Here is a 19,792-nt window from a genome sequence, read left to right as displayed (position 1 = left end):
GCGCCTGCGCAGTCTCTCCTCACTGCGGCCGGCGGCTTATCAGGGCGCGAAGCGCCCCCCGCATCGTGCGCACGTCCTGTTCGGTCATGGCCATGCGGTGGAGCATGTCGCGCATGTTTCGGGCGATGATGTCCCGCTTCTCCGGCGGATAGAACCCGGCCGCCGCGAGGCTGTCCTCCAGGGTTCCGAACAGCGAGGCCATCGCCTCGCGGGTGGCGGGGGGCGACAGCATCTCGCCGCTGAAGGGCAGCGCCGAGAGGCCGGCCGCCCGGCGCCACTCGTAGCCCATCAGCAGCACGCCCTGGGCGAGGTTGAGCGAGGAGAAGCGGGGATCGACCGGGAAGGTGACGATGGCGTCGGCCAGCGACACCTCGTCGTTGTCGAGGCCGGACCGCTCGCGGCCGAACAGGATGCCGACCCGCTGGCCGGCCCGGGCCGCGACGTCGCGCATCGCCTCGTCCGGGGGAAAGACCCGCTTCATCTGCCCGCGCTCGCGGGCCGTGGTCGCCAGCACGTAGTGCAGGTCTGCGATCGCCGCGCCGAGGGTGTCGTACACCACGGCGCCGTCGAGGATGTGGGTGGCGCCCGAGGCCGCCTCGCGCACGCCCTTCTTGGGCCAGCCGTTCTTCGGCGCCACCAGGCGCAGCTCCGACAGGCCGAAATTCGCCATCGCCCGCGCCGTCATGCCGATGTTCTCGGCGAGCTGGGGCTGGACCAGGATGATGACGGGGCCGGCGGGTGAGTCGGGCGGATTCATCGGGTCGGACGTCATCGCATCGGAAGCTTCGGGATCGGCCGTGGCGGGTCCGGCGGCGCGTACCCGGCCCTCTCGCACGGGCCGGCCGCGAGGGCAAAGCGCCCCCGGCCGGCCCCGGGCCGCCGCGGCCTCAGATCTTCCCGTCGAGACCCATCTGATAATACTTGTGGATGATCTTGTCCTGGTTCTCCAGGAGCCAGTCGATGGACGGCTCGTTGGTCATCGCCTTGCGGATCGCCTCGGTCATGCCCCGGCGCTGGATGTCGAACAGGGCCTTGTGGTCGACGCTCTGCGCCTCGATCACGCCCGGGCTGAGCCAGACCGAGCAGATGATGCCGAGGTCGTTCGCCTTCTCCTTCGGAATGTAGCCGGCGCGGACCGCGTCGAGCACGCCGTTGGCGATGGCGAACTGCACCGTGCCCATCAGGATCGAGGTGTACTTGCTCTCCGTGACGCTCACCTTCGAGACGCACAGCGTCACCGGCCGCACCATGATGTCGGTGTTCAGGAGCGCGAAGACCCGGCTGTGGCCCACCACCTGGTCGCCCGTGAGGGTGGCGAGCGCGGTGCCTACCGGCCCGTCGAGTTCGCCGATGATCACCTCGGGCTCGGCCGCCGTGTTCGGCGGCCCGCCGGCGACCAGGGCCTCGCCGGCCCGGAGGATGATGCGTTCGCTCATGGTGATCTCTCGAGAGGGGGTGCGGAGCCGCCGGAGGCGCGCAGGTATGCCGTCCGGCCGGTTCCGCGGGGACGGCAGAATCCGGGTGTGGCGCCCAATGTCCACCCCCGCCCCCGCATGGCGCGCCGTCGCGGCGCATCCACAGCCCGGTGAGGCGGCGCGCGACCTTGAGGGAACCGGGTAATCCGACCTTAAGGCTTGCCGTGCATCGCTGATCGATACGGGACATGGGCATCGGCTGTTCGAGACGACGGTAGTGGAACCTTCGGGTCGGACCGTGACGGCAAGGCCAGGCGACCCGCGTCACCAGACAACGATCGATTCCGGCACCGGCATGTCCTGCGCGCTCAAGAAGAAAGGCTGGTTGCGCCGCTTTCGCCGAGCTTCGGGCGGAGCGACCGCGGTCGAGTTCGCGCTCGTGATGCCGCTCTTCATCATGGTCTTCGTCGAGATCCTCCAGGGCGGCCTGTACGTGTTCTGCTACGCGGCCCTGGAGAAGGCGACGGCCGATACGAGCCGGACGATCATGATCGGCGCGCTGACCGACACCGCCTCCACCGCGAACGGCTTCCGCACCTCGGTGGTCTGCACCAAGCTGATCGCCGGCCTCTCCTGCGACAACATCGTCACCAGCCTGCAGACCACGACCCTGTCGGGCTCGGGCAGCGGCTACTCGGTGTTCGTGAGCCCGGACGAGCGTAGCCTCGTGCCCGTCGCCATGGATAACAGCCAGACCTCGTACTGCACCGGGGCGCCGGGCACCTACGGCTACATCCAGGTCTTCTACGCGGTCCCGGTGTTCAGCCCGCTCTGGATCACCCTGAAGCTGAGCTCCCCCTGGAAGGGCGGCTCGGCGGTGTTCGCCCGCGCGGCGGTGGCGTTCCGCAACGAGCCCTTCACCACCGCCAGCGTCTCGACCGGGTGCTGACGCCGCGATGAGCCGCTCCCTTCTCAGACGCTTCGGACGGGACGGGCGCGGCATCGCCCTCGTCGAGTTCGCGCTGATCATGCCTCTGCTGATCACGCTCTCGGCGGTGACCTTCGATCTCGTCCGCTACGTCATCTACTTGCGCAAGATCGAGCTCGCCGCCAGCACTCTGGCCGACCTCGTGGCCCGCAACGACACGGGCAAGATCTCACAGACCGACATCCTGGCGATCTCGCGCGCGCAGCTGGTCATGTTCCCGGAGGCGATGTCGGCGGCCAAGGACGCCAACGTCTCGGTCTGGACGCTGCTGAAATGGTCGATCTCGGGCGTGAAGTTCACCCAGACGGTGGCGACCTGCAACGCCAACTGCACCTACACGCCGAAGGTGGCCTGGACCTCGGGCCAGAAGCGCTCCTGCACGACGCCTCCGGTGGCCGCTCCCAACACGGCCGGTCCGAGCCCGAAGACGCTGCCCAGCGACACCTTCGGCCCCGGCTTCCTCGTCGTGGCCGACGTCGTGTTCAGCTACAAGCCCCTCATCCTCCAGTCCGTCGTCGGTTCGATCGACATCGCGAAGTCCTTCTACTTCGCGCCGCGCTACGTCGCGGCGATCACCTTCGATCCGAGCGGCGGAACGACCTCCGCCAATGCCTGCCCCTGATTCCGAGGCATCTCCCATGCGCGCCGAACCCGTCCCCCCGATGTCCCGCACCCGGACCCTGCTGCGGCGCCTGCGCGACGACCGGGGCGGAAACGTCCTCATGGTGTTCGCCCTCGCCCTGGTGCCGCTCATCGGGCTCACCGGCCTCGGCGTCGACTACGTCCGCGGCATCAACTACCGCACCCATTTCGACCGCGCCGCCGACGCCGCCACGATCACGGCGATCGCCGCGGCGCGGGACTACATCTCGACCAATCCCAACAACGAGGCCAACCCGACCGCCTCCGCCCTGGCGCTGGGCAAGACCCGCGGCCTGGCGGCCTTCCGGGTCAATGCCGGTCCGATGCTCAACAGCATGCCCCTGGAGCCGAACCTGACGGTGACCCGGACCGGCGGCGTCGTCTCGGCGACCGCGACCTACGCATCGAGCTACGAATCCCCGTTCAGCCGGGCGCTGGGCAACCTGACCTCCATCGCGGTCTCGGGCGCCTCGACCTCGAGCCTGACGCTGGGCAGCTTCGCCGACTTCTACCTGCTCCTCGACACTTCGGGCTCGATGGGCTTTCCCACCTCAAGCGCCGCGCAGGTGGCGTTCGCCAAGCTCAACCCCGACATGGCCGATGCGAAGGGCAACAACTGCGCCTTCGCCTGCCATTTCTCCGGCTACAAGGGCTTCAACCTCGCCAAGTCGAACAACATCGAGCTGCGCATCGCCACGGTCAGCAACGCCGTCCAGGCGCTGATCGCCAAGGCCCAGTCGAACCAGACGCTGACCAACCAGTACCGGATCGGCCTCTATCCGTTCGTGAGCTTCCTGGAGACCGCCGCCGACATCACGACCAACCTCGGGTCGCTCACGAGCGTCAACCTCGAGAACTACATGGATATCGGCGATTCCAATGTCCCGCGCGGTAGCGGCGGGACGCATTTCGAGAACGTTTTCTCCACGATCTCCAGCAAGATCACCGCCGTGGGCGATGGCTCGACCGCTGCCCGACCGATCCCGTTCGTCTTCCTGATCACCGACGGCATGGGAAACAACCAGTATTGGTACAACAAGACGGGCTGGACCGGTTCCCAGGCCAAGCTGCTCGATCCGAGCCTGTGCAAGTCGCTCAAGGACAAGGGCGTGACCGTCTCGGTGCTCTACATCCCCTACGTGCCGCTGGCCCTGCCGTTCAACACCAATGTCGGTTACGAGAACGTCATCGTGAACGGACTGATCCCCAGCGTCCCGGCCACGCTGCAGAACTGCGCCTCCTCGGGCTACTTCCGCACCGCCAGTTCGGCGAGCGAGATCCAGGAGGCGCTGAACGCCATGTTCGACCAGGCGACCAAGAAGGCGCGTCTCGTCGCCAATCCCTGACAGGCCAAAAGTTTTGTCATGGGCGCGGGGCGGCCAGCCTGCTTCCGCCCCGGAAGCGCGCGGGCTAAGAGCGGCGCGAGTTCGGCATCCGCCTTGCGTGGCGCCGGACATCCTGGCTCAGGAAGGCGTGCTGCAGATGGACAAGATCAAGGTTGCGAACCCGGTCGTCGAACTCGACGGCGACGAGATGACCCGGATCATCTGGAGCGAGATCAAGAACAAGCTGATCCACCCCTACCTCGACCTGAACCTGGAATATTACGACCTCGGCGTCGAGCACCGCGACGCCACCAACGATCAGGTCACCGTGCAGGCGGCCGAGGCGATCAAGCGCCACGGGGTCGGCGTGAAGTGCGCCACCATCACCCCCGACGAGGCGCGGGTGAAGGAATTCAACCTCAAGGAGATGTGGAAGTCGCCCAACGGCACCATCCGCAACATCCTCGGCGGCGTCATCTTCCGTGAGCCGATCATCTGCAAGAACGTGCCCCGCCTCGTGCCGGGCTGGACCCAGCCCATCGTCGTCGGCCGCCACGCCTACGGCGACCAGTACAAGGCCACCGACTTCAAGGTGCCGGGCAAGGGCCGCCTGACCATCAAGTTCGAGGGCGAGGACGGCACCGTCATCGAGAAGGAAGTCTTCAAGTTCCCGAGCTCCGGCGTCGCCCAGGCGATGTACAACCTCGACGACTCGATCCGCGACTTCGCCCGCGCCTCGATGAACTACGGCCTGAACCGCAAGTACCCGGTCTATCTCTCGACCAAGAACACCATCCTCAAGGCCTATGACGGCCGCTTCAAGGACCTGTTCGAGGAGGTCTTCCAGAACGAGTTCAAGGCGAAGTTCGACGCCGCCGGCATCACCTACGAGCACCGCCTGATCGACGACATGGTGGCCTCGGCCCTCAAGTGGTCGGGCGGCTACGTCTGGGCCTGCAAGAACTACGACGGCGACGTGCAGTCCGACACCGTCGCGCAGGGCTTCGGCTCGCTCGGCCTGATGACCTCCGTGCTCCTCACCCCCGACGGCCGCACCGTCGAGGCCGAGGCCGCGCACGGCACGGTGACCCGCCACTACCGCGAGCACCAGAAGGGCAAGGAGACCTCGACCAACTCCATCGCGTCGATCTTCGCCTGGAGCCGTGGCCTCGCCCACCGCGCCAAGCTCGACGACAACGCGGCGCTCGCCAAGTTCGCCACCACCCTGGAGACCGTCTGCGTCGACACCGTCGAGGCCGGGTTCATGACGAAGGACCTCGCCCTGCTCGTCGGTCCCGACCAGAAGTGGCTCTCGACCACGGGCTTCCTCGACAAGGTCGATCAGCACCTGAAGACCGCGATGGCCTGAGAGGGCTCGGCGGCCGCATTCTCTTCGATTGGTCGCGGGGGCGCATTGTATTCGACGGGCGCTGGATCGTGAGATCCGGTGCCCTTCGATGGCTGCGCCCCCGTTCCCTTTTTGGAGGGTCCGCACCGGTCCCCTCTTCGGGTCGGCGAAGCGTCTGCCCGGCGAAGCGTCTGCCGGGACACGTCATCCGGTGACGATCCGCGTCTAGCACCACATCATCCCCCGGGCCGCGCAGCGGAGCCCGGGATCTAGAGGCTGTTGTGGACCCGTGGCGTGGGGATTCCAGACGAAAGGGCATGATCTCTTCACGCAGATCCGACCCGTCCGACGTCTCCGATGAAGAATGGGCGCTGGTCGCCCCCTATCTGGCGCTGCTGCGCGAGGATGCGGGACAGCGCGAGCACAGTCTGCGCGAGGTGATCAACGGGCTGCGCTACGTGGTGAAGACGGGGGTTACCGTGGCGCTGGATGCCCACCGACCTGCCGCCCTGGGAGGCCGTCTACCAGCAGGCGCAGCGCTGGAGGCGGCCGGCTGCTTCGAGCGATTGGCCGACGATCTGCTGGCGTTGCTGCGTCCGGCCTCCGGACGTTCGCCCGAGCCGAGCGCGGCCATCCGCGACAGCCGGACCCTGCGCTCGACGCCCGAGAGCGGCGAGCGGGCCGGCTATGACGGCGCCAAGCGCAAGAAGGGTTCGAAGGTCCATCTGGCCGTCGACACCCTCGGCCACCTCCTGGCCCTGCACGTCACCCCCGCCGATGCCGACGACCGCGCCCAGGTCGGGCGCCTGGCGCAAGCCGTGCAGGCTGCCACCGGGAACAGCGTCGATCTCGCCTATGTCGACCAGGGCTATACGGGCGAGAAGCCGGCCAAGGCGGCCCGCACCCACGGCATCGAACTGGAGGTCGTCGAACTGTAGGAAGTCAAGCGCGGCTTCGTCCTGCTGCCGCGGCGTTGGGTGGTGGAGCGCTCCTTTGCCTGGGCCACGCGCTTTCGTCGCCTCGTCAAGGATTACGAGCGCTATCCCAGTACCCTCGCCGACCTCCACATCGTCGCCTTCGTCTGCCTCATACTCAAACAGGCCGCTCAACTCGTGGCCGGTTCATAACAGTCTCTAGCAGGATACTATTGCCGCGCGACTGCTCGCAAAACGACGCCGAGCGGCAACAGATTAGTCTAGGAAGAAATTTGCACAAGCTTCGATCTGGGTTGGCCGAAATTAACCTTTGACCCAAGATCCATTGGTGCAGGTATAGGCAATGCCGCTTTCGTTATGAACGCCGCCCTCAGAATAGGCCTTCCCTGCCCATACGCAGCCAGTGGCCGCGAGTGGACCGTCAACATCCTTGAATTGCTCATTGTATGTGGGAACAGCTGCCTGCTGGCTATCTGGCGGTTTAATATCAGCAGGGATTTTTGGATCATTGCTCATATTTTTTCTCCGGCGACGAGTTGTGAGAAAGCAAAAGCCTGAGCGAGATCGACTTTCATACTTACACTTCGAATGGATTCCATACTTAGTATCAATAAACCACCGACTGTTTCTCGACTCGGGCTGCAGCCAAGATTGCATTTCACCACTCGGTCGATCAATCGTTCAAACCTCTGATGACAAGGCAAAATTCCCTGTCTGGAACTCTCGGAGGCCCGTGCCTTCAGCTCCCATCCAGGCGCAGTTTGAGCGCCCGCTATCGCTATCGGCCACTTAACCGCCGGCAAACTAAGGCTGTTATGCAGGTGGTGCAGGACCTGACGCCGTCAGCGGCTCTGGATCGCACGCCTCCGCTGCGCCCCGTCGGGTCCGGGCTCGCCTTCGGCGCTTCGGAATGACGGAGCGATGCCATCGGCAATCGCCCGGAACGTCGTTGGACAGCGCGTCAGGATCCCGCATGCTCGACCCGCCGGTCTGACCCCTGAGACCCATCGGATCAGCCGATCGTCTGCACCCAAGATCCCTCGACCGAGACGACCGTCAGGATGCGTGGCGTGCGGCCTCCGCGTTGCGCTTGCGGGTGGCGGCGGCCTTCTTGGCGGAGGCGGAGCGCTCTTCCGCCGTGCGGCCGGCCGAGGCCTTGCCGCCGACCGCTCCGCCGCGATGGGCCGCAGGCTGGCCGCTCGCCTTCCCTCGCCCGGACTCGCCGCGCCCGGACCCGCCGGGCTTCTTGCCGCCGCCATCGTCCTTGTTGACGGTGGCCCAGGCCCGCGCCTCGGCTTCCTTCTCCGGCACCCCGCGCGACTCGTAGGACTCGGCGATGTGCTCGGCCTTGCGGACCTGCTTGTCGGTGTATTTCGACTTGTCGCCCTGGGCCATGCCTACGCACTCCGATGGGGCGGACCCGGGCGGAAGCGTCAGCCGGCCGCGGCGGGTCCGTCGAGGATCGCCCGGACGCGGCGGACCAGGTCCGTCCGGCGATAGGGCTTGTTCAGGAGATCGAACTCCGAACCCCCGGCATCGGTTCGCTCCAGGCTCGCCTCGGCGTAGCCGGTGGTGAGCAGGACCTTGAGGTCCGGGCGCCGGCGCTTGGCCTCGCGCCCGAGGACGATGCCGTTCATGCCGCCCGGCATGATGAGGTCGGTGAACAGCAGGTCGACGGGGCCGCCGCTCTCCAGCACGTCGAGGGCCTCGCGCCCGTTCTGCGCCATCAGGGTGCTGTAGCCGAAATCGCGCAGGATCGTCCGGGCCAGTTCCGCCACGTCCTCGCGGTCGTCGACGATGAGGATGGTCTCCGTGCCGGATCCCTCCTGCTCGCCGACCGCGGCCGGGGCCGATTCGAGCACCGCGTTCTCGGTCGCCGGGAAGGACAGGCGCACCACGGTCCCCTCCCCCAGCACGGATTCGATGCGGGCCGCGCCGCCCGACTGCTTGGCGAAGCCGTAGACCATCGACAGGCCGAGGCCGGTGCCCTTGCCCTCCTCCTTCGTCGTGAAGAACGGGTCCATCACCCGGGCGAGGACATGGACCGGGATGCCGCTTCCGGTATCGCTCACGCTGATGGTGACGTATCGGCCCGGTGCCAGGGGGCCGGCCAGCTCGCCGGTGATGAGCTGATTCTCGGTCCTGACCGTGAGGCGGCCCCCCTCCGGCATCGCGTCGCGGGCGTTGATGAAGACGTTGAGGAGCGCGACCTCGGCCTGGTTCGGGTCGACCCGGCAGTTCCAGAGGTCCGGGCTCAGCGCGAAGCCGAGGCTGACCGTCTCGCCGAGCGTGCGGCCGGCCATGTCGGCCATGCCCTCGACCAGGGCGTTGAGGTTCACCGAGCGGCCCTCGAGACGCTGCTTGCGCGCGAAGGCCAGCAGCTGCTGCGTCAGCGTGGTGGCACGCTCGGCCGCGGTGCGGATGTTGTCGGTGGCACGGCGCAGGCGGTTGCGGTCGGCCGCCGGGTCGTCGAGGCCGGCGCCGAGGATGTCGACGTAGCCGACGATGACCTGGAGGAGGTTGTTGAAATCGTGGGCGATGCCCCCGGTGAGCTGGCCGAGCGCCTCCATCTTCTGGGCCTGGCCCAGGGCCTCCTCGGCATCGCGCCGGCGCGAGACGTCGAGCTGCGAGGCGAAGAAGTACACGAGGGTCCCGCTCGCGTCGTAGATCGGCGAGACGAACAGCGCGTTCCAGAACGGCGTGCCGTCCTTGCGGTAGTTGATGATCTCGGTGGCGAGGTTCTCGCGGGCGGCGATCGCCCGGGCGAGTTCGCGAACGGCCGCGCGGTCCGTCTCCGGCCCCTGCAGGAAGCGGCAGTTGCGGTCCATCACCTCGTCGCGGCGGTAGCCCGTCATCTCCAGGAAGGCGTCGTTCGTGAAGATGATCGGGTTGTCGGGCCGGCGCGGGTCGCTCACCACCATGGGCATGCGCGAGGCGGCCACCGCGGCGAAGAAGTAGGCCGCTTCCGGCTTGGTCTGCGCCTCGTCCGTGGCGAGGATGGGGTCCTGCGCGGGCGCCCCGGTGGGCGGCGTCTTGGGCGTGTCGATCATCGTCGCGCAATCACATCGGCGGGGCGTCGCAGGCGGGATTTGCCGCGCGGGACTGGCCGAGCGGGATTCGGCAGGCGGAGCCTGACAGCCCGCCCCTAACATGGGTCAAACGACCGGCGCCATCATCGTTCCCCGCGGTACGCTTCGCCGGCCACCACGCCGCATGACGATTCGGCGAGGACCGCTGCGCGCGTCGCGCCCAGCGGTCCTCCGGCCGTCAGCGCTGCTCGGTCTCGAAGCGCACGCTGTTGACGTTGGCGCGCTCGAAGGCCTGCATCACGTGCTGGTAGGAGCGCTCCATGTCGGTGGCGTCGACGCCGTCGACCTCCTCGGGCTTCAGCACGAACATCAGCATCGAGCGCCCGGTGACGTCGTAGGTCGCCCCGATCGGCTTGCTCACCACGTCCTGGCTGTCGGGCAGGTTGGTGTCGAGGAGCCGGGTCCAGCCGACGCCGCCGACCGATTCCGGCAGGGTGAACGACACGAGGTCGTGATAGGCGTTGTAGAGCAGCAGCAAGGTGGCGTCGCCGCCGCGCTGATGGATGCCCGAGGCCTGGGCTCGGCCGTCGAGCAGCACCGCGATGGCGCGGGCATCCCCCTGGGACCAGTTCTCGGGCGACATCTCCCCGCCGTCGGGGCGCAGCCAGGTCACGTCCTTGACGCCGAACTCCTCGTCGTAGGCGCCCGTGAGGAAGCGCCCGCGGGTCAGGATCGGCAGGGCCTCGCGCAGCAGGGTCAGGCGCTGCGTGAACTCGGCCAGATCCCGCTCCTCCGGGCCGATGGCCTCCCAGTCGAGCCAGGAGATCTCGTTGTCCTGGCAATAGGCGTTGTTGTTGCCGTTCTGGGTGCGGGCGAACTCGTCGCCGGCCAGCAGCATCGGGGTGCCGCGGGACAGGAACAGGGTCGCCAGCATGTTGCGCATCTGGCGCAGGCGCACGGCCCGGATCTCGGGATCGTCGGTCGGTCCCTCGGCGCCGTAATTGTTCGACAGGTTGTGCGAGTGGCCGTCGCGGTTGTCCTCGCCGTTGGCCATGTTGTGCTTCTCGTTGTACGACACGGTGTCGTTCAGCGTGAAGCCGTCATGGGCGGTGAGGAAGTTCACCGAGGCCCAGGGCTTGCGCCCGCGCTTGTTGAACTTGTCGGCCGAGCCGGTGAGGCGGGCGGCGAGATCCGGCAACATGCCCTCGTCGCCGCGCCAGTAGCCGCGCACGTCGTCGCGGAAGCGGTCGTTCCACTCGGCCCAGCCCGGCGGGAAGCCGCCGACCTGGTAGCCGCCCGGACCGCAATCCCACGGTTCGGCGATGAGCTTGACGCTGTTCAGCACCGGGTCCTGACGGCAGGTGTCGAGGAAGCCGCCACCCTCGTCGAAGCCGTGCGGCTCGCGTCCCAGGATGGTGGCGAGGTCGAAGCGGAAGCCGTCGACCCGCATCTCGGTGGCCCAGTAGCGCAGGGAATCCGTCACGAGCTGCAGCACCCTTGGATGCGAGAGGTTGAAGGTGTTCCCGGTGCCGGTGTCGTTGATGTAGTAGCGCGGCTCCTTGGGCATCAGCCGGTAGTAGGACGCGTTGTCGACGCCCTTGTACGACAGGGTCGGACCCTTCTCGTTGCCCTCGGCAGTGTGGTTGTAGACCACGTCGAGGATCACCTCGAGGCCGGCGCCGTGCATGCGCGCGACCATCTCCTTGAACTCGGAGAAGGCGAAGTCCGGCACCGCGGCGTAGCGCCGGGCGGGGGTGAAGAACGAGATGGTGTTGTAGCCCCAGTAGTTCACCAGCCCCTTCTCCTGCAGGTAGTCGTCCTGCACGAAGGCGTGGACCGGCAGGAGCTCCACCGAGGTGACGCCGAGGCTCTTGATGTAATCGAGCACGGCCGGGGTGCTCAGGCCCGCATAGGTGCCGCGCAGCTTCTCCGGCACGGCCGGGTGCAGCTTGGTGAAGCCCTTCACGTGGGTCTCGTAGAAGATCGTCTTCTCCCACGGCACGTGCGGCTTGCGGTCCCGGCCCCAGGTGAAGGCCGGGTCGATGACGCGGCTGCGCCGGGTGAAGGGCGCGGAATCGCGCTCGTCGAAGGTCAGGTCGTCGCCCGTCTCCATCTGGTAGCCGAACAGGGCCGGGTTCCAGGTGATCGAGCCGACGAGGCCCTTGGCGTAGGGGTCGATGAGCAGCTTGTTCGGGTTGAAGCGGTGGCCGGCCTTCGGATCGTAGGGGCCGTGCACCCGGTAGCCGTAGATCGTCCCGGGGCGCGCGTCGGGCAGGTAGCCGTGCCAAATCTCGTCGGTGTACTCGGGCAGCTCGATGCGCTCGATCTCGTCGATGCCGTCGTCGTCGAACAGGCACAGCTCGACCTTGGTGGCGTTGGCCGAGAACAGGGCGAAGTTGACGCCGAGGCCGTCCCAGTTGGCGCCGAGGGGATAGGGCGACCCTTCCTTGATGCGCGAACGTTTGGCGCGGCCCTGCGGGCTCGAGCGGTCCGCGGGATTCGTCGTGTCGGCCATGTTCGCTCCGGGCGGTATCGATGCGTGCGTCGGGACGGGGCGCCGCGCGACGCCCCGTCCTGGAAACCTCGACAGGAACGCTCACGCTTCGCCGGAAGGTCCGCCTCCGGAGAAATCTTTTTGCATCGCACGGTCGGACCGCCCGCGGCGGCTTCCACGCCGCCCGCGCTTGCGGCAAGACTGTCGCGACGAGACCTGGACGACGGCGCGGCCGGGCCGCGCGCGAGGAGAGCGGCGCATGACGGATCAGCCCAACGGCCTGCAGGCGATCGCCGACCGCTACCGGGTCAGCCTCGACGCCGTGCGCCACCTCGTGCACGCACTGGAGGCCGGCAACGGCCGGATGGCGCAGTTCAACCATCCCGACCTCGGCGGCTTCGGCCAATGGTCGGGCGCCGGCATGACCATGATCGGCGACATGTTCAACGCCGACCTCAAGGCCCGCGTCGACGCCCTGTGCACCACCCTCGCCGCGGCGCTCCCCGCCGGCGCCTTCGCGGAGGCGCCCCGCGCCGGCGGATCGCCCTGGCCCGCCGAGTGGGGCGCGCCGGCGACTTCCGGCTCTCAGAACGGCATGCGCTACGCCTACTTCCCGGCCCACCGGCGCCTGGTGGTCGAGGCGGACGGGCGGGCCGCGGTCTACGACACCGGCGATCACGCGATCAGCGGCGTCTCGCAGCAGCAGGGCGGGAGCACGAACCTGCGCTTCTCCGGCCCCGGCGGCCCCGTGGACCTCGCCAGCCTGAGGCGCCTCGACGAGGCCGAGCGCGGCGAGGCCCGCCCCTTCGCGCCCGAGCCGTTCGAGGCCGGCGCCCCGGGGGCCGAACCGCCGCCCGCGCCCGGTGCCGCCCCGGTCCCGGGCAGCGACGTGCTGACGACGATCGAGCGCCTGTCGGAGATGCGCCGCAAGGGCATCCTCACCGAGGGCGAGTTCACCGCCAAGAAGGCCGAGCTGCTCGCCCGCCTCTGATCGCCACACCGCGGATCGCCCGCTCCCCCGGGGCGTTGGCCCCGGGCCGGATGCGCGCGCAGGACGCGCATCCCGGTCGATGTCCCAAGGCAGATGGCCCGACCCCGCGACCTCCTCGACGTCTCGACGATCTACCACGAGCCCGCCGTGCCGGACTTCTCGCGCGGGCGGGAGATCCTGGACCGGTTTCCGCAGGCCGAGCGCATCGTCGTGCCCTCGCACTGGAACATCCCGAGCCTGCACGGCAATGCGGGCTCGGTGGAGGACTGGGTGCGGATCAAGCGCTCCACCCTGGTGCTCGGGGTGAAGAAGGGCCTCGCCATGCGTCCGAACGGGCGCAGCGCCCACTTCATCGCGCCCTCGACCTCGAACGGCTGCGCCATGGCCTGCGCCTATTGCTACGTGCCGAGGCGCAAGGGCTTCGCCAACCCGATCTCGCTCTTCGTCAACGTCGAGGCGGTCTCCGCCGCCATCGCCCGCCACGCCGCCCGCCAGGGTCCGCTGCCCGAGCCCGACACGATCGACCCCGCCCTCTGGGTCTACGATCTCGGCGAGAACGGCGACCTCTCGGTGGACGCCATGGTCAGCGACACCGTGCGCGACCTCGTGGCCCTGTTCCGGGACATCCCGAACGCCAAGGCCTCCTTCGCCACCAAGGCGGTGAACCGCGACCTCCTCGCCTACGACCCCCGGGGCAAGACCCGGATCCGCTTCTCGCTGATGCCCGAGCGCATCGCCCGCATCGTCGACGTGCGCACCGCGCCGATCCCCGAGCGCATCGCCGCGATCGACGATTTCGTCGCCGCCGGCTACGAGGTCCACGTCAATTTCTCGCCGGTGATCCTCTACGAGGGCTGGGAAGCCGACTGGGCGGCGCTGTTCGAGGCCATCGACGGGACGATCGGCCCGGCGGCCCGCGCCCAGCTCAAGGCGGAGATCATCCTGCTGACCCACAACGCCGACCTGCACGCGGTCAATCTCGGCTGGCACCCCAGGGCCGAGGACCTGCTCTGGCGCCCGGACATCCAGGAAGCGAAGATTTCCGAAGGCGGCGGCGCCAACCTGCGCTACCGCACCGGGTGGAAGGGGACGTGGCTCGGCCGCTTCAAGGCGCTGCTGGCCGAGCGCATGCCGTATTGCACGGTGCGCTACGCGTTCTGAGGGGGCCTTTCCCGGCTCGCGCGGGAGCAGGCGCCCGCCGGTGCTTCCCCTGCCCTATCCGGGCGGTCTCGGGGCGTCGCGGACATCCCAGGCCAGCTTGAGCCAGCGCCGGGCGAGGTGATCGATCACCCGGTGGATCCCCGAGCCGATCAGGCCGCCGAGCAGGACCTCGCCGCAGCGCTGGCTGGCCGTGTGCAGAAGGCTGTGTTCGGCCGTCGCCGTGAGGATCACCAGGGGGGCCGTCCACAGGCAGACCCTCAGGCGCGGCCAGCGCCGGGCGATGGCCGCGGCGACCGGCACCGCCAGGGCGATGGCGGCCAGGGGCCGCGCCGGGTCGGGCATCAGCCACAAAGCCGCCGGCACCGCAACGCCGGCGCCGAGCAGGGTCCCGGCGCACCGCCACAGGAAGGAGCGATGCGTCTCCGAAGCCGTCTCCTGCGAGACGATCAGCGTCGAGACGACGGCCCAGAGCAGATGCCCCAGCCCGATTCCGCTGGCTGCGGCGTAGGACAGGATCGACGCCGCCGTGCACCGGCCCACGAACGCGATCGACCGGATCGCCGCAGGATCGAGGGTTCGCGTGCGGTTCATCGTGCCTCTCCACCGGCGGCCGACCCGCGCGTTCGCACCGCCTGGCGTCGAATTGACCGCACGAGCGCTGCCCTGGTCCTGCATGCCGTGCCGGTCGCCGCCATCGGACGGTCACGGCCTCCCGTAGCGCTCGCGCAAACACGTGGACACCGCAACCTGTCGCACAACGCCATGTTGTGCGGCGCAATACGGTTTCGGAGGCATGGTGCTCGGCGAGCGGCCGTCGGCAGGACGTTGCGGTACGGGCCATCCGGGACGATCGAACCCGGGGAAGCGCCACCACGCGCGGTCCGCGAAGGCTATCGGCCGGCGGGTCCATTTCAGGCAACGTTCTCGAAGGCGTCCGTTCCGGGGGGCATCGGAGGGAACAAGATCGAGGACAGTACCGAGGATCGGTCCCGGAACGGCGTATTTTCGCTAGATGAGATAACGAAGGAAACACTTGGCGGAGGGAGCGGGACCATCCGCCTGATGGGCTCTAAGCCACTGATCCATTGAGATCGTTGAGTTTTTTAGCCTTGATTTGGGGGACAGAATGGGGGACTGCGTGGGGGACAACCCACTTCCAAGGCCCCTGCCCCATGCCCTCCAAGAAGCTCGGTATGCATCTCGAATGGCACGGCAACCGCATCCGTGCGGTGATCCGCGTGCCCCCTTCGATGGTCGCCAAGGTCGGCAAGGGGAAGCTCAAGGAGACCCTTCAGACCACTGATCCGTTGGAGGCCGAGCGGGAGAAGGTTGATGTGATCCACCGCCTTCGAGCGTCCCTCAAGGGCACCAAGGCAGTGGCGATCCGATCCTCACTGGTGACGCAGGCGCTGCAGGTGAAACGCCTACGGGATGCCGGTGAGTTTCACCTTGGGGGCGGTGACGTTGACGGGTCTGAGTACGATCCAGAGGACGCTGCGCTGGAAGTTACGGTCGATGCAGTTGAGCGGGAGCACGGTGCAGAAGCCGCGCAGGAGTTCGCTGCCATCGCCTTGGGAGAGGCGACCCCTCTACCCTCGCTTCTGGATCGTTGGTTCGCGGAGAAAGACCTATCCATCGGGTACAAGGACGACATCCGCCGATCCGTAGCGAAGCTGGAAGCGTGGTGTGACAGCACCCGAACACGGAAGACGGTAGAAGCCATCACGAAGCGCGTGGCGGGTCGCTTCATCCATGACCAGTTCGTCAGCCAAGGCGTGGACGTGAAGACGGCCAACAAAGACCTGTCCTGCCTTCGGTCCTACTGGCGGTGGCTGGGTAAGCGCCACGGCACGAAGGAGAACCCCTGGATCGAGCAGTCGCTGGAGAAGCCGAAGCAGCGGCGTGAGCAGGGAGCCGCCAAAAAGAGGCCGTTCACAGACAAGGAGGCAACTTTACTCCTGACTGGCATCCGGTCTCAGCGGGAGCGTGAGTTCTCTTTGATGAGCGCCTTGAGCGGTCTGAGGCTGGAGGAAGTGGCCGGTCTCCGCGTGCGAGACTGTGCCAACGGATGTCTGCGGGTGACAGACGCGAAGACACCCAGCGGGCTGAGGACGATCCCTGCACATCCCGGCCTTGCCGAACTCATCACGACCCGATGCGCCGGAAAGCCTGCCAATGCCTTCTTATTCCATGATCTTGAGGAGCAACGGGAAGGCTCGAAGCGGGATCGTTCAGCGCCCGTCAGCCAAGCCTTCACACGCGAGCGGCGTCGCTTGGGTGTGGATGAGCGTGCTTCACTAAGCCAGCGTCAGTCCAACGTCGACTTCCACTCATGGCGGCGTTGGTTCGTTCGGAAGGCCGTAGAGGGCATCGAGCGGGGTGAGAAGGGCTACACAGCTTGGACCATCGCGAACGTGGTCGGGCACAAGGCGGAAGACGGCACCCTGGACGGTGTTGCCCTCCCCCTCGGCATGACGATGGGCCGGTATGCCGGTGCAGCCTCTCTGGAAGCCATGAGAGCGTGTGTGGAGGCTGTGAGCTTGCCGAGTACGAAAGAGACGGAGGAAAAATGGCTGACGGAGGGAGGCGAGAGACGGCCTTCCGGGTCGTCAGCTTCAACCCAGGTATCAAGGGGATGAGACGGAGCTTCCGCATCAGGCTCACCAACTGGCAGGGGCAACTCTGGATCGTTGCCAAGGACGCGGGAGCAGCCATTGGCTGGCATCCAGACACATGGCGACACCGCCGCGAACAGGTGCTGGACGGGCACCAGTGGGGATACGCCAGCACACCGACCGCCCGTGGGGAGCATCTGATGGGCCTCGTAACGCGGGAAGCCCTCATCGAACTGGTAAAGGGCTCAACGGCCCGGCAAGCTCGTTCATTCAGACGATGGCTCGCAGTTCTGTAAGACGTGGCGGTACCGTGTGACGCACAGGGATCGTGTAGTGATCGTGTAGACTCCTGAGAAGCAACTCACCCCTGCACACAAGTTGTCACGATAGAACCATTTGGCGTGCGTTAGATCAAGATGGCATCATGCCCTTCACTGATCGGTAGACTGTGCGCCTCATTGCCATGATAAGTGCCGTTGTGCCGTCCTCAACGTGAGGCCGGACGTGTCGAGACAACGACGATGACGTTCAAGGTCGATGGTAACCGCTTCCACCTCCGCATCAGCCGGGGTGACTGTGAGCTGCGGGTGTTGCGGTGGATGACCACCATCCTCTGGAATGGACGCGGAGATGGCGGGGTGTTCCTGCTGACCCGACGCGGCGAGCGCCACTGGCCCTGGCCCACTTGAGGGGGTCGTTCACCAGCGGCCGGGAGTTGCTGTCCGCACCCTGACTACCCGAGAGGGCCTAACGGCCGCTGGCGGTCGCTACCGGTGACACTGGAATGGGCATCCAGAGCGGAGCCTTATCCACATCTTGCGCTGGTGAGCCTGAGTGAACTGGGGATTTCCTGCCCCATCCGCACACAGGAGTTGCGAGTCACGCAACCGATGGACAGAGTAGACGCCGAGGGAAGGACGGGGGTGGAAGCCGCCCTTCGGATGAGTTTGGACCCCATCCTGTCCTCTGGTCGTATCCGGTCTCCGGTGTGGACCCAGTACCTAGACACGGTTGGTTGGGAAGCGGTTTGCCTTCGTAGGGATCGACCGCTTCCCACTCGCGTCTGCCAGCTACCTTGAAGTGAAATGCCAGGGGGTCAACTGTGAGGGCGCAGCTATCCCCGTGACTCTCAGGGTCATGACGGACGCACATGTTCTGTCTTCGTTCTTGTGGCGGGGTGTCGGCAACAACCGGAGCACGTATAGGATCGGCCAAGCCCTTCAGTAGACTGTGAAAATCGTCCTCAGCGGCCATTACCCCGCACACGAGCTAGTAAATGCGAGTTCCGCCCACCCGTGATCGGGCGCTCTGTGGCAGCCGCAAATCCAGGCTCTGGCAGGATCGACTAAACCGCTGTCTGAGCAAACGAAACCGCTCTGAGCGGACATTACCCCGCATACTTGCAGAAAAAAGACGGCCACCTCAGGCCAACCTGTCAGAGACGACGCTCACATAGCGACGACCGACAGAAGGCACTCATCAGGGTGGCATGAGGCCGGACGGGAGGTGATGGACCCCGACACCGCGATGCAGATGGACAGTTTTCTAAAGTTGTCATAACCGATGACATAGACAGTGACTGTAGGATGATACCATTATCATCATATCCCTAAAGTACCCTGTCTAGTAACAACTTAAAGGTTCTCGTTCAGTGGCTCTTATAGGCCCAGAATAGTTTACCGAAAAAGTGTGAGAGGGTATTTTCCCGATTAGTTTCCTGGGTTTCCCCCTCGGCCCCTCCCAAGCCTGTGAAGCAACGTAGTGGGGAGGATGCCCTTTGAGGGGTGGTCTCCCTTGCCCTCACCGTGGTCCGATCCCACGGGCTCCCTACCCCTCCCCAGCCTCACGTTCACCTACCCGGTGTTCGCACCACCGCGCCGCCGATACCGTATCGTCGAGCCTGAACACCCTCATAATCGTGGTTCAGTATGGGTATGCTCGAAGCAGACTGGTTCAACATGCCCTCAAACGTGGTTCACTAAACCCGCTTGACTAACCAAAACAGACTGAGTTTGTATGAACCATCCAAAACAGATCGGATGGCTTCCCATGTTTGTCAGGGCCTACCTTCGTGCCAGCACCACCGAGCAGGATGCAGAGCGTGCTCGGGAGCCGCTTGAAGCCTTCGCTGCCGAGCGTGGGCTGACCATCTCAACCCGCTACATCGAGAACGAGAGCGGATCGAAGCTGGCCCGTCCCGAGCTGTTCAGGCTCCTGAAGGACGCCCACCCAGGCGACATCTTGTTGGTCGAACAGGTGGACCGTCTCTCCCGCCTCACGGCTGGTGACTGGGACAAGCTGAAGGCCGAGATCAAAGCCCGGTCCATCCGTGTAGTCGCTCTGGACCTTCCGACCTCGTGGCAGATGGCGACCACCAACCCCGACGACTTCACCGGGCGCATGTTCGCTGCCATCAACGACATGCTCCTAGACATGCTCGCTGCCGTGGCTCGCAAGGACTACGAGGATCGCCGCAGACGGCAGGCTGAAGGCCAGCTCAAGGCCAAGGAAGCAGGCGTCTACAAGGGCCGTCCTGAGGATACCAAGCGCAACGCTGGCATCGCTGACCTACTCGCCAAGGGCGTGTCGTGGTCTCAGATACAGGCTGCCACCGGATGCAGCCGTGCGACCATCGCTAAGGTCGCCAAACGAGCTGCTTGAAAGGTTTCGCACGTCTTCTTCAGCTGAGGCGTACAGTTTATTTGTCGTTTAGCCTCGTCTACGCACCTTAAAGCGCCCCTCTAACTTAACATCACCCATCCCTGACCGAGCACCCCTGGATCACTCCAGCGGGTGTTTTCTGTCGTTTAGCCTCTAACTCCTCAACCGGAACCCATGAACATCACCAT

At 66.3% G+C, this 19,792-nt stretch carries 15 protein-coding genes and 1 pseudogene; 9 read left to right on the top strand and 7 right to left on the bottom strand.

The window, feature by feature from the left end; genetic code table 11:
- Positions 1 to 19: 19 nt before the first annotated feature.
- Positions 20 to 757, bottom strand: coding sequence for an RNA methyltransferase (locus AC0IWM_RS15515; RefSeq protein WP_471756428.1), 738 nt, complete (start codon positions 755 to 757; stop codon positions 20 to 22).
- Positions 758 to 887: 130 nt separating this feature from the next.
- Positions 888 to 1,436 (bottom strand): formaldehyde-activating enzyme, encoded by a 549-nt coding sequence (locus AC0IWM_RS15510; RefSeq protein WP_471756426.1) that lies wholly within the window; start codon positions 1,434 to 1,436, stop codon positions 888 to 890.
- A gap of 334 nt (positions 1,437 to 1,770) precedes the next feature.
- Between AC0IWM_RS15510 and AC0IWM_RS15505 the strand changes: the two genes are divergently transcribed.
- From AC0IWM_RS15505 to AC0IWM_RS15485, 5 genes and pseudogenes are all read left to right on the top strand, one after another.
- Positions 1,771 to 2,364 (top strand): TadE/TadG family type IV pilus assembly protein, encoded by a 594-nt coding sequence (locus AC0IWM_RS15505; RefSeq protein WP_471756424.1) that lies wholly within the window; start codon positions 1,771 to 1,773, stop codon positions 2,362 to 2,364.
- 7 nt (positions 2,365 to 2,371) lie between these two features.
- A complete protein-coding gene (locus AC0IWM_RS15500; protein ID WP_471756422.1) occupies positions 2,372 to 3,025 on the top strand; it encodes a TadE/TadG family type IV pilus assembly protein in 654 nt (217 codons plus the stop codon).
- A gap of 16 nt (positions 3,026 to 3,041) precedes the next feature.
- Positions 3,042 to 4,391, top strand: coding sequence for a pilus assembly protein TadG-related protein (locus AC0IWM_RS15495; protein ID WP_471756420.1), 1,350 nt, complete (start codon positions 3,042 to 3,044; stop codon positions 4,389 to 4,391).
- A 136-nt stretch (positions 4,392 to 4,527) separates the two neighbouring features.
- Entirely contained in the window at positions 4,528 to 5,739 is a 1,212-nt protein-coding gene (locus tag AC0IWM_RS15490) for an NADP-dependent isocitrate dehydrogenase (RefSeq protein WP_471756419.1), read from the top strand.
- A 296-nt stretch (positions 5,740 to 6,035) separates the two neighbouring features.
- Positions 6,036 to 6,845: pseudogene (locus tag AC0IWM_RS15485) on the top strand (IS5 family transposase).
- Between the two features lie 111 nt (positions 6,846 to 6,956).
- On the opposite strand, the gene AC0IWM_RS15480 reads toward AC0IWM_RS15485, so the two are convergent.
- From AC0IWM_RS15480 to glgX, 4 genes are all read right to left on the bottom strand, one after another.
- Positions 6,957 to 7,169: a hypothetical protein gene (locus AC0IWM_RS15480; protein WP_471756417.1), complete on the bottom strand. Its 213-nt coding sequence runs from the start codon at positions 7,167 to 7,169 to the stop codon at positions 6,957 to 6,959.
- Positions 7,170 to 7,709: 540 nt separating this feature from the next.
- A complete protein-coding gene (locus AC0IWM_RS15475; RefSeq protein WP_471756415.1) occupies positions 7,710 to 8,048 on the bottom strand; it encodes a plasmid stabilization protein in 339 nt (112 codons plus the stop codon).
- 38 nt (positions 8,049 to 8,086) lie between these two features.
- Complete coding sequence (locus tag AC0IWM_RS15470; protein ID WP_471756413.1) at positions 8,087 to 9,703, bottom strand: histidine kinase famiy protein; 1,617 nt, start codon at positions 9,701 to 9,703, stop codon at positions 8,087 to 8,089.
- A 217-nt stretch (positions 9,704 to 9,920) separates the two neighbouring features.
- Positions 9,921 to 12,197: a glycogen debranching protein GlgX gene (glgX, locus tag AC0IWM_RS15465; protein ID WP_471756411.1), complete on the bottom strand. Its 2,277-nt coding sequence runs from the start codon at positions 12,195 to 12,197 to the stop codon at positions 9,921 to 9,923.
- 238 nt (positions 12,198 to 12,435) lie between these two features.
- Here glgX and AC0IWM_RS15460 point away from each other — a divergent pair, with 238 nt between their 5' ends.
- Positions 12,436 to 13,167 carry an SHOCT domain-containing protein gene (locus AC0IWM_RS15460; protein ID WP_471756408.1) on the top strand — a complete coding sequence of 244 codons (732 nt, stop codon included), beginning with the start codon at positions 12,436 to 12,438 and terminating at the stop codon, positions 13,165 to 13,167.
- 93 nt (positions 13,168 to 13,260) lie between these two features.
- A complete protein-coding gene (locus AC0IWM_RS15455) occupies positions 13,261 to 14,328 on the top strand; it encodes a spore photoproduct lyase family protein (protein ID WP_471756406.1) in 1,068 nt (355 codons plus the stop codon).
- Positions 14,329 to 14,382: 54 nt separating this feature from the next.
- On the opposite strand, the gene AC0IWM_RS15450 is transcribed toward AC0IWM_RS15455, so the two are convergent.
- Positions 14,383 to 14,919, bottom strand: a complete 537-nt coding sequence (locus AC0IWM_RS15450) for an FUSC family protein (RefSeq protein ID WP_471756404.1) — start codon at positions 14,917 to 14,919, stop codon at positions 14,383 to 14,385.
- A 581-nt stretch (positions 14,920 to 15,500) separates the two neighbouring features.
- Between AC0IWM_RS15450 and AC0IWM_RS15445 the strand changes: the two genes are divergently transcribed.
- Positions 15,501 to 16,967, top strand: a complete 1,467-nt coding sequence (locus AC0IWM_RS15445) for a tyrosine-type recombinase/integrase (protein WP_471756402.1) — start codon at positions 15,501 to 15,503, stop codon at positions 16,965 to 16,967.
- Positions 16,968 to 18,992: 2,025 nt separating this feature from the next.
- Positions 18,993 to 19,604 (top strand): recombinase family protein, encoded by a 612-nt coding sequence (locus AC0IWM_RS15440; protein ID WP_471756400.1) that lies wholly within the window; start codon positions 18,993 to 18,995, stop codon positions 19,602 to 19,604.
- Positions 19,605 to 19,792: the final 188 nt, after the last annotated feature.

The sequence above is a fragment of the Methylobacterium sp. AC433 genome, from assembly GCF_979253015.1.
This window is presented reverse-complemented; position numbering and strand designations above follow the sequence as displayed.

What these genes read in the sequence shown, in the direction of transcription:
- AC0IWM_RS15460 (WP_471756408.1), top strand. Translation starts at nt 12,436, where the DNA reads ATGACGGATCAGCCCAACGGCCTGCAGGCGATCGCCGACCGCTACCGG.
- AC0IWM_RS15445 (WP_471756402.1), top strand. Translation starts at nt 15,501, where the DNA reads ATGCCCTCCAAGAAGCTCGGTATGCATCTCGAATGGCACGGCAACCGC.
- AC0IWM_RS15510 (WP_471756426.1), bottom strand. Translation starts at nt 1,436, where the DNA reads ATGAGCGAACGCATCATCCTCCGGGCCGGCGAGGCCCTGGTCGCCGGC.
- AC0IWM_RS15455 (WP_471756406.1), top strand. Translation starts at nt 13,261, where the DNA reads ATGGCCCGACCCCGCGACCTCCTCGACGTCTCGACGATCTACCACGAG.
- AC0IWM_RS15495 (WP_471756420.1), top strand. Translation starts at nt 3,042, where the DNA reads ATGCGCGCCGAACCCGTCCCCCCGATGTCCCGCACCCGGACCCTGCTG.
- AC0IWM_RS15505 (WP_471756424.1), top strand. Translation starts at nt 1,771, where the DNA reads ATGTCCTGCGCGCTCAAGAAGAAAGGCTGGTTGCGCCGCTTTCGCCGA.
- AC0IWM_RS15450 (WP_471756404.1), bottom strand. Translation starts at nt 14,919, where the DNA reads ATGAACCGCACGCGAACCCTCGATCCTGCGGCGATCCGGTCGATCGCG.
- glgX (WP_471756411.1), bottom strand. Translation starts at nt 12,197, where the DNA reads ATGGCCGACACGACGAATCCCGCGGACCGCTCGAGCCCGCAGGGCCGC.
- AC0IWM_RS15440 (WP_471756400.1), top strand. Translation starts at nt 18,993, where the DNA reads ATGTTTGTCAGGGCCTACCTTCGTGCCAGCACCACCGAGCAGGATGCA.
- AC0IWM_RS15475 (WP_471756415.1), bottom strand. Translation starts at nt 8,048, where the DNA reads ATGGCCCAGGGCGACAAGTCGAAATACACCGACAAGCAGGTCCGCAAG.
- AC0IWM_RS15490 (WP_471756419.1), top strand. Translation starts at nt 4,528, where the DNA reads ATGGACAAGATCAAGGTTGCGAACCCGGTCGTCGAACTCGACGGCGAC.
- AC0IWM_RS15470 (WP_471756413.1), bottom strand. Translation starts at nt 9,703, where the DNA reads ATGATCGACACGCCCAAGACGCCGCCCACCGGGGCGCCCGCGCAGGAC.
- AC0IWM_RS15515 (WP_471756428.1), bottom strand. Translation starts at nt 757, where the DNA reads ATGAATCCGCCCGACTCACCCGCCGGCCCCGTCATCATCCTGGTCCAG.
- AC0IWM_RS15500 (WP_471756422.1), top strand. Translation starts at nt 2,372, where the DNA reads ATGAGCCGCTCCCTTCTCAGACGCTTCGGACGGGACGGGCGCGGCATC.
- AC0IWM_RS15480 (WP_471756417.1), bottom strand. Translation starts at nt 7,169, where the DNA reads ATGAGCAATGATCCAAAAATCCCTGCTGATATTAAACCGCCAGATAGC.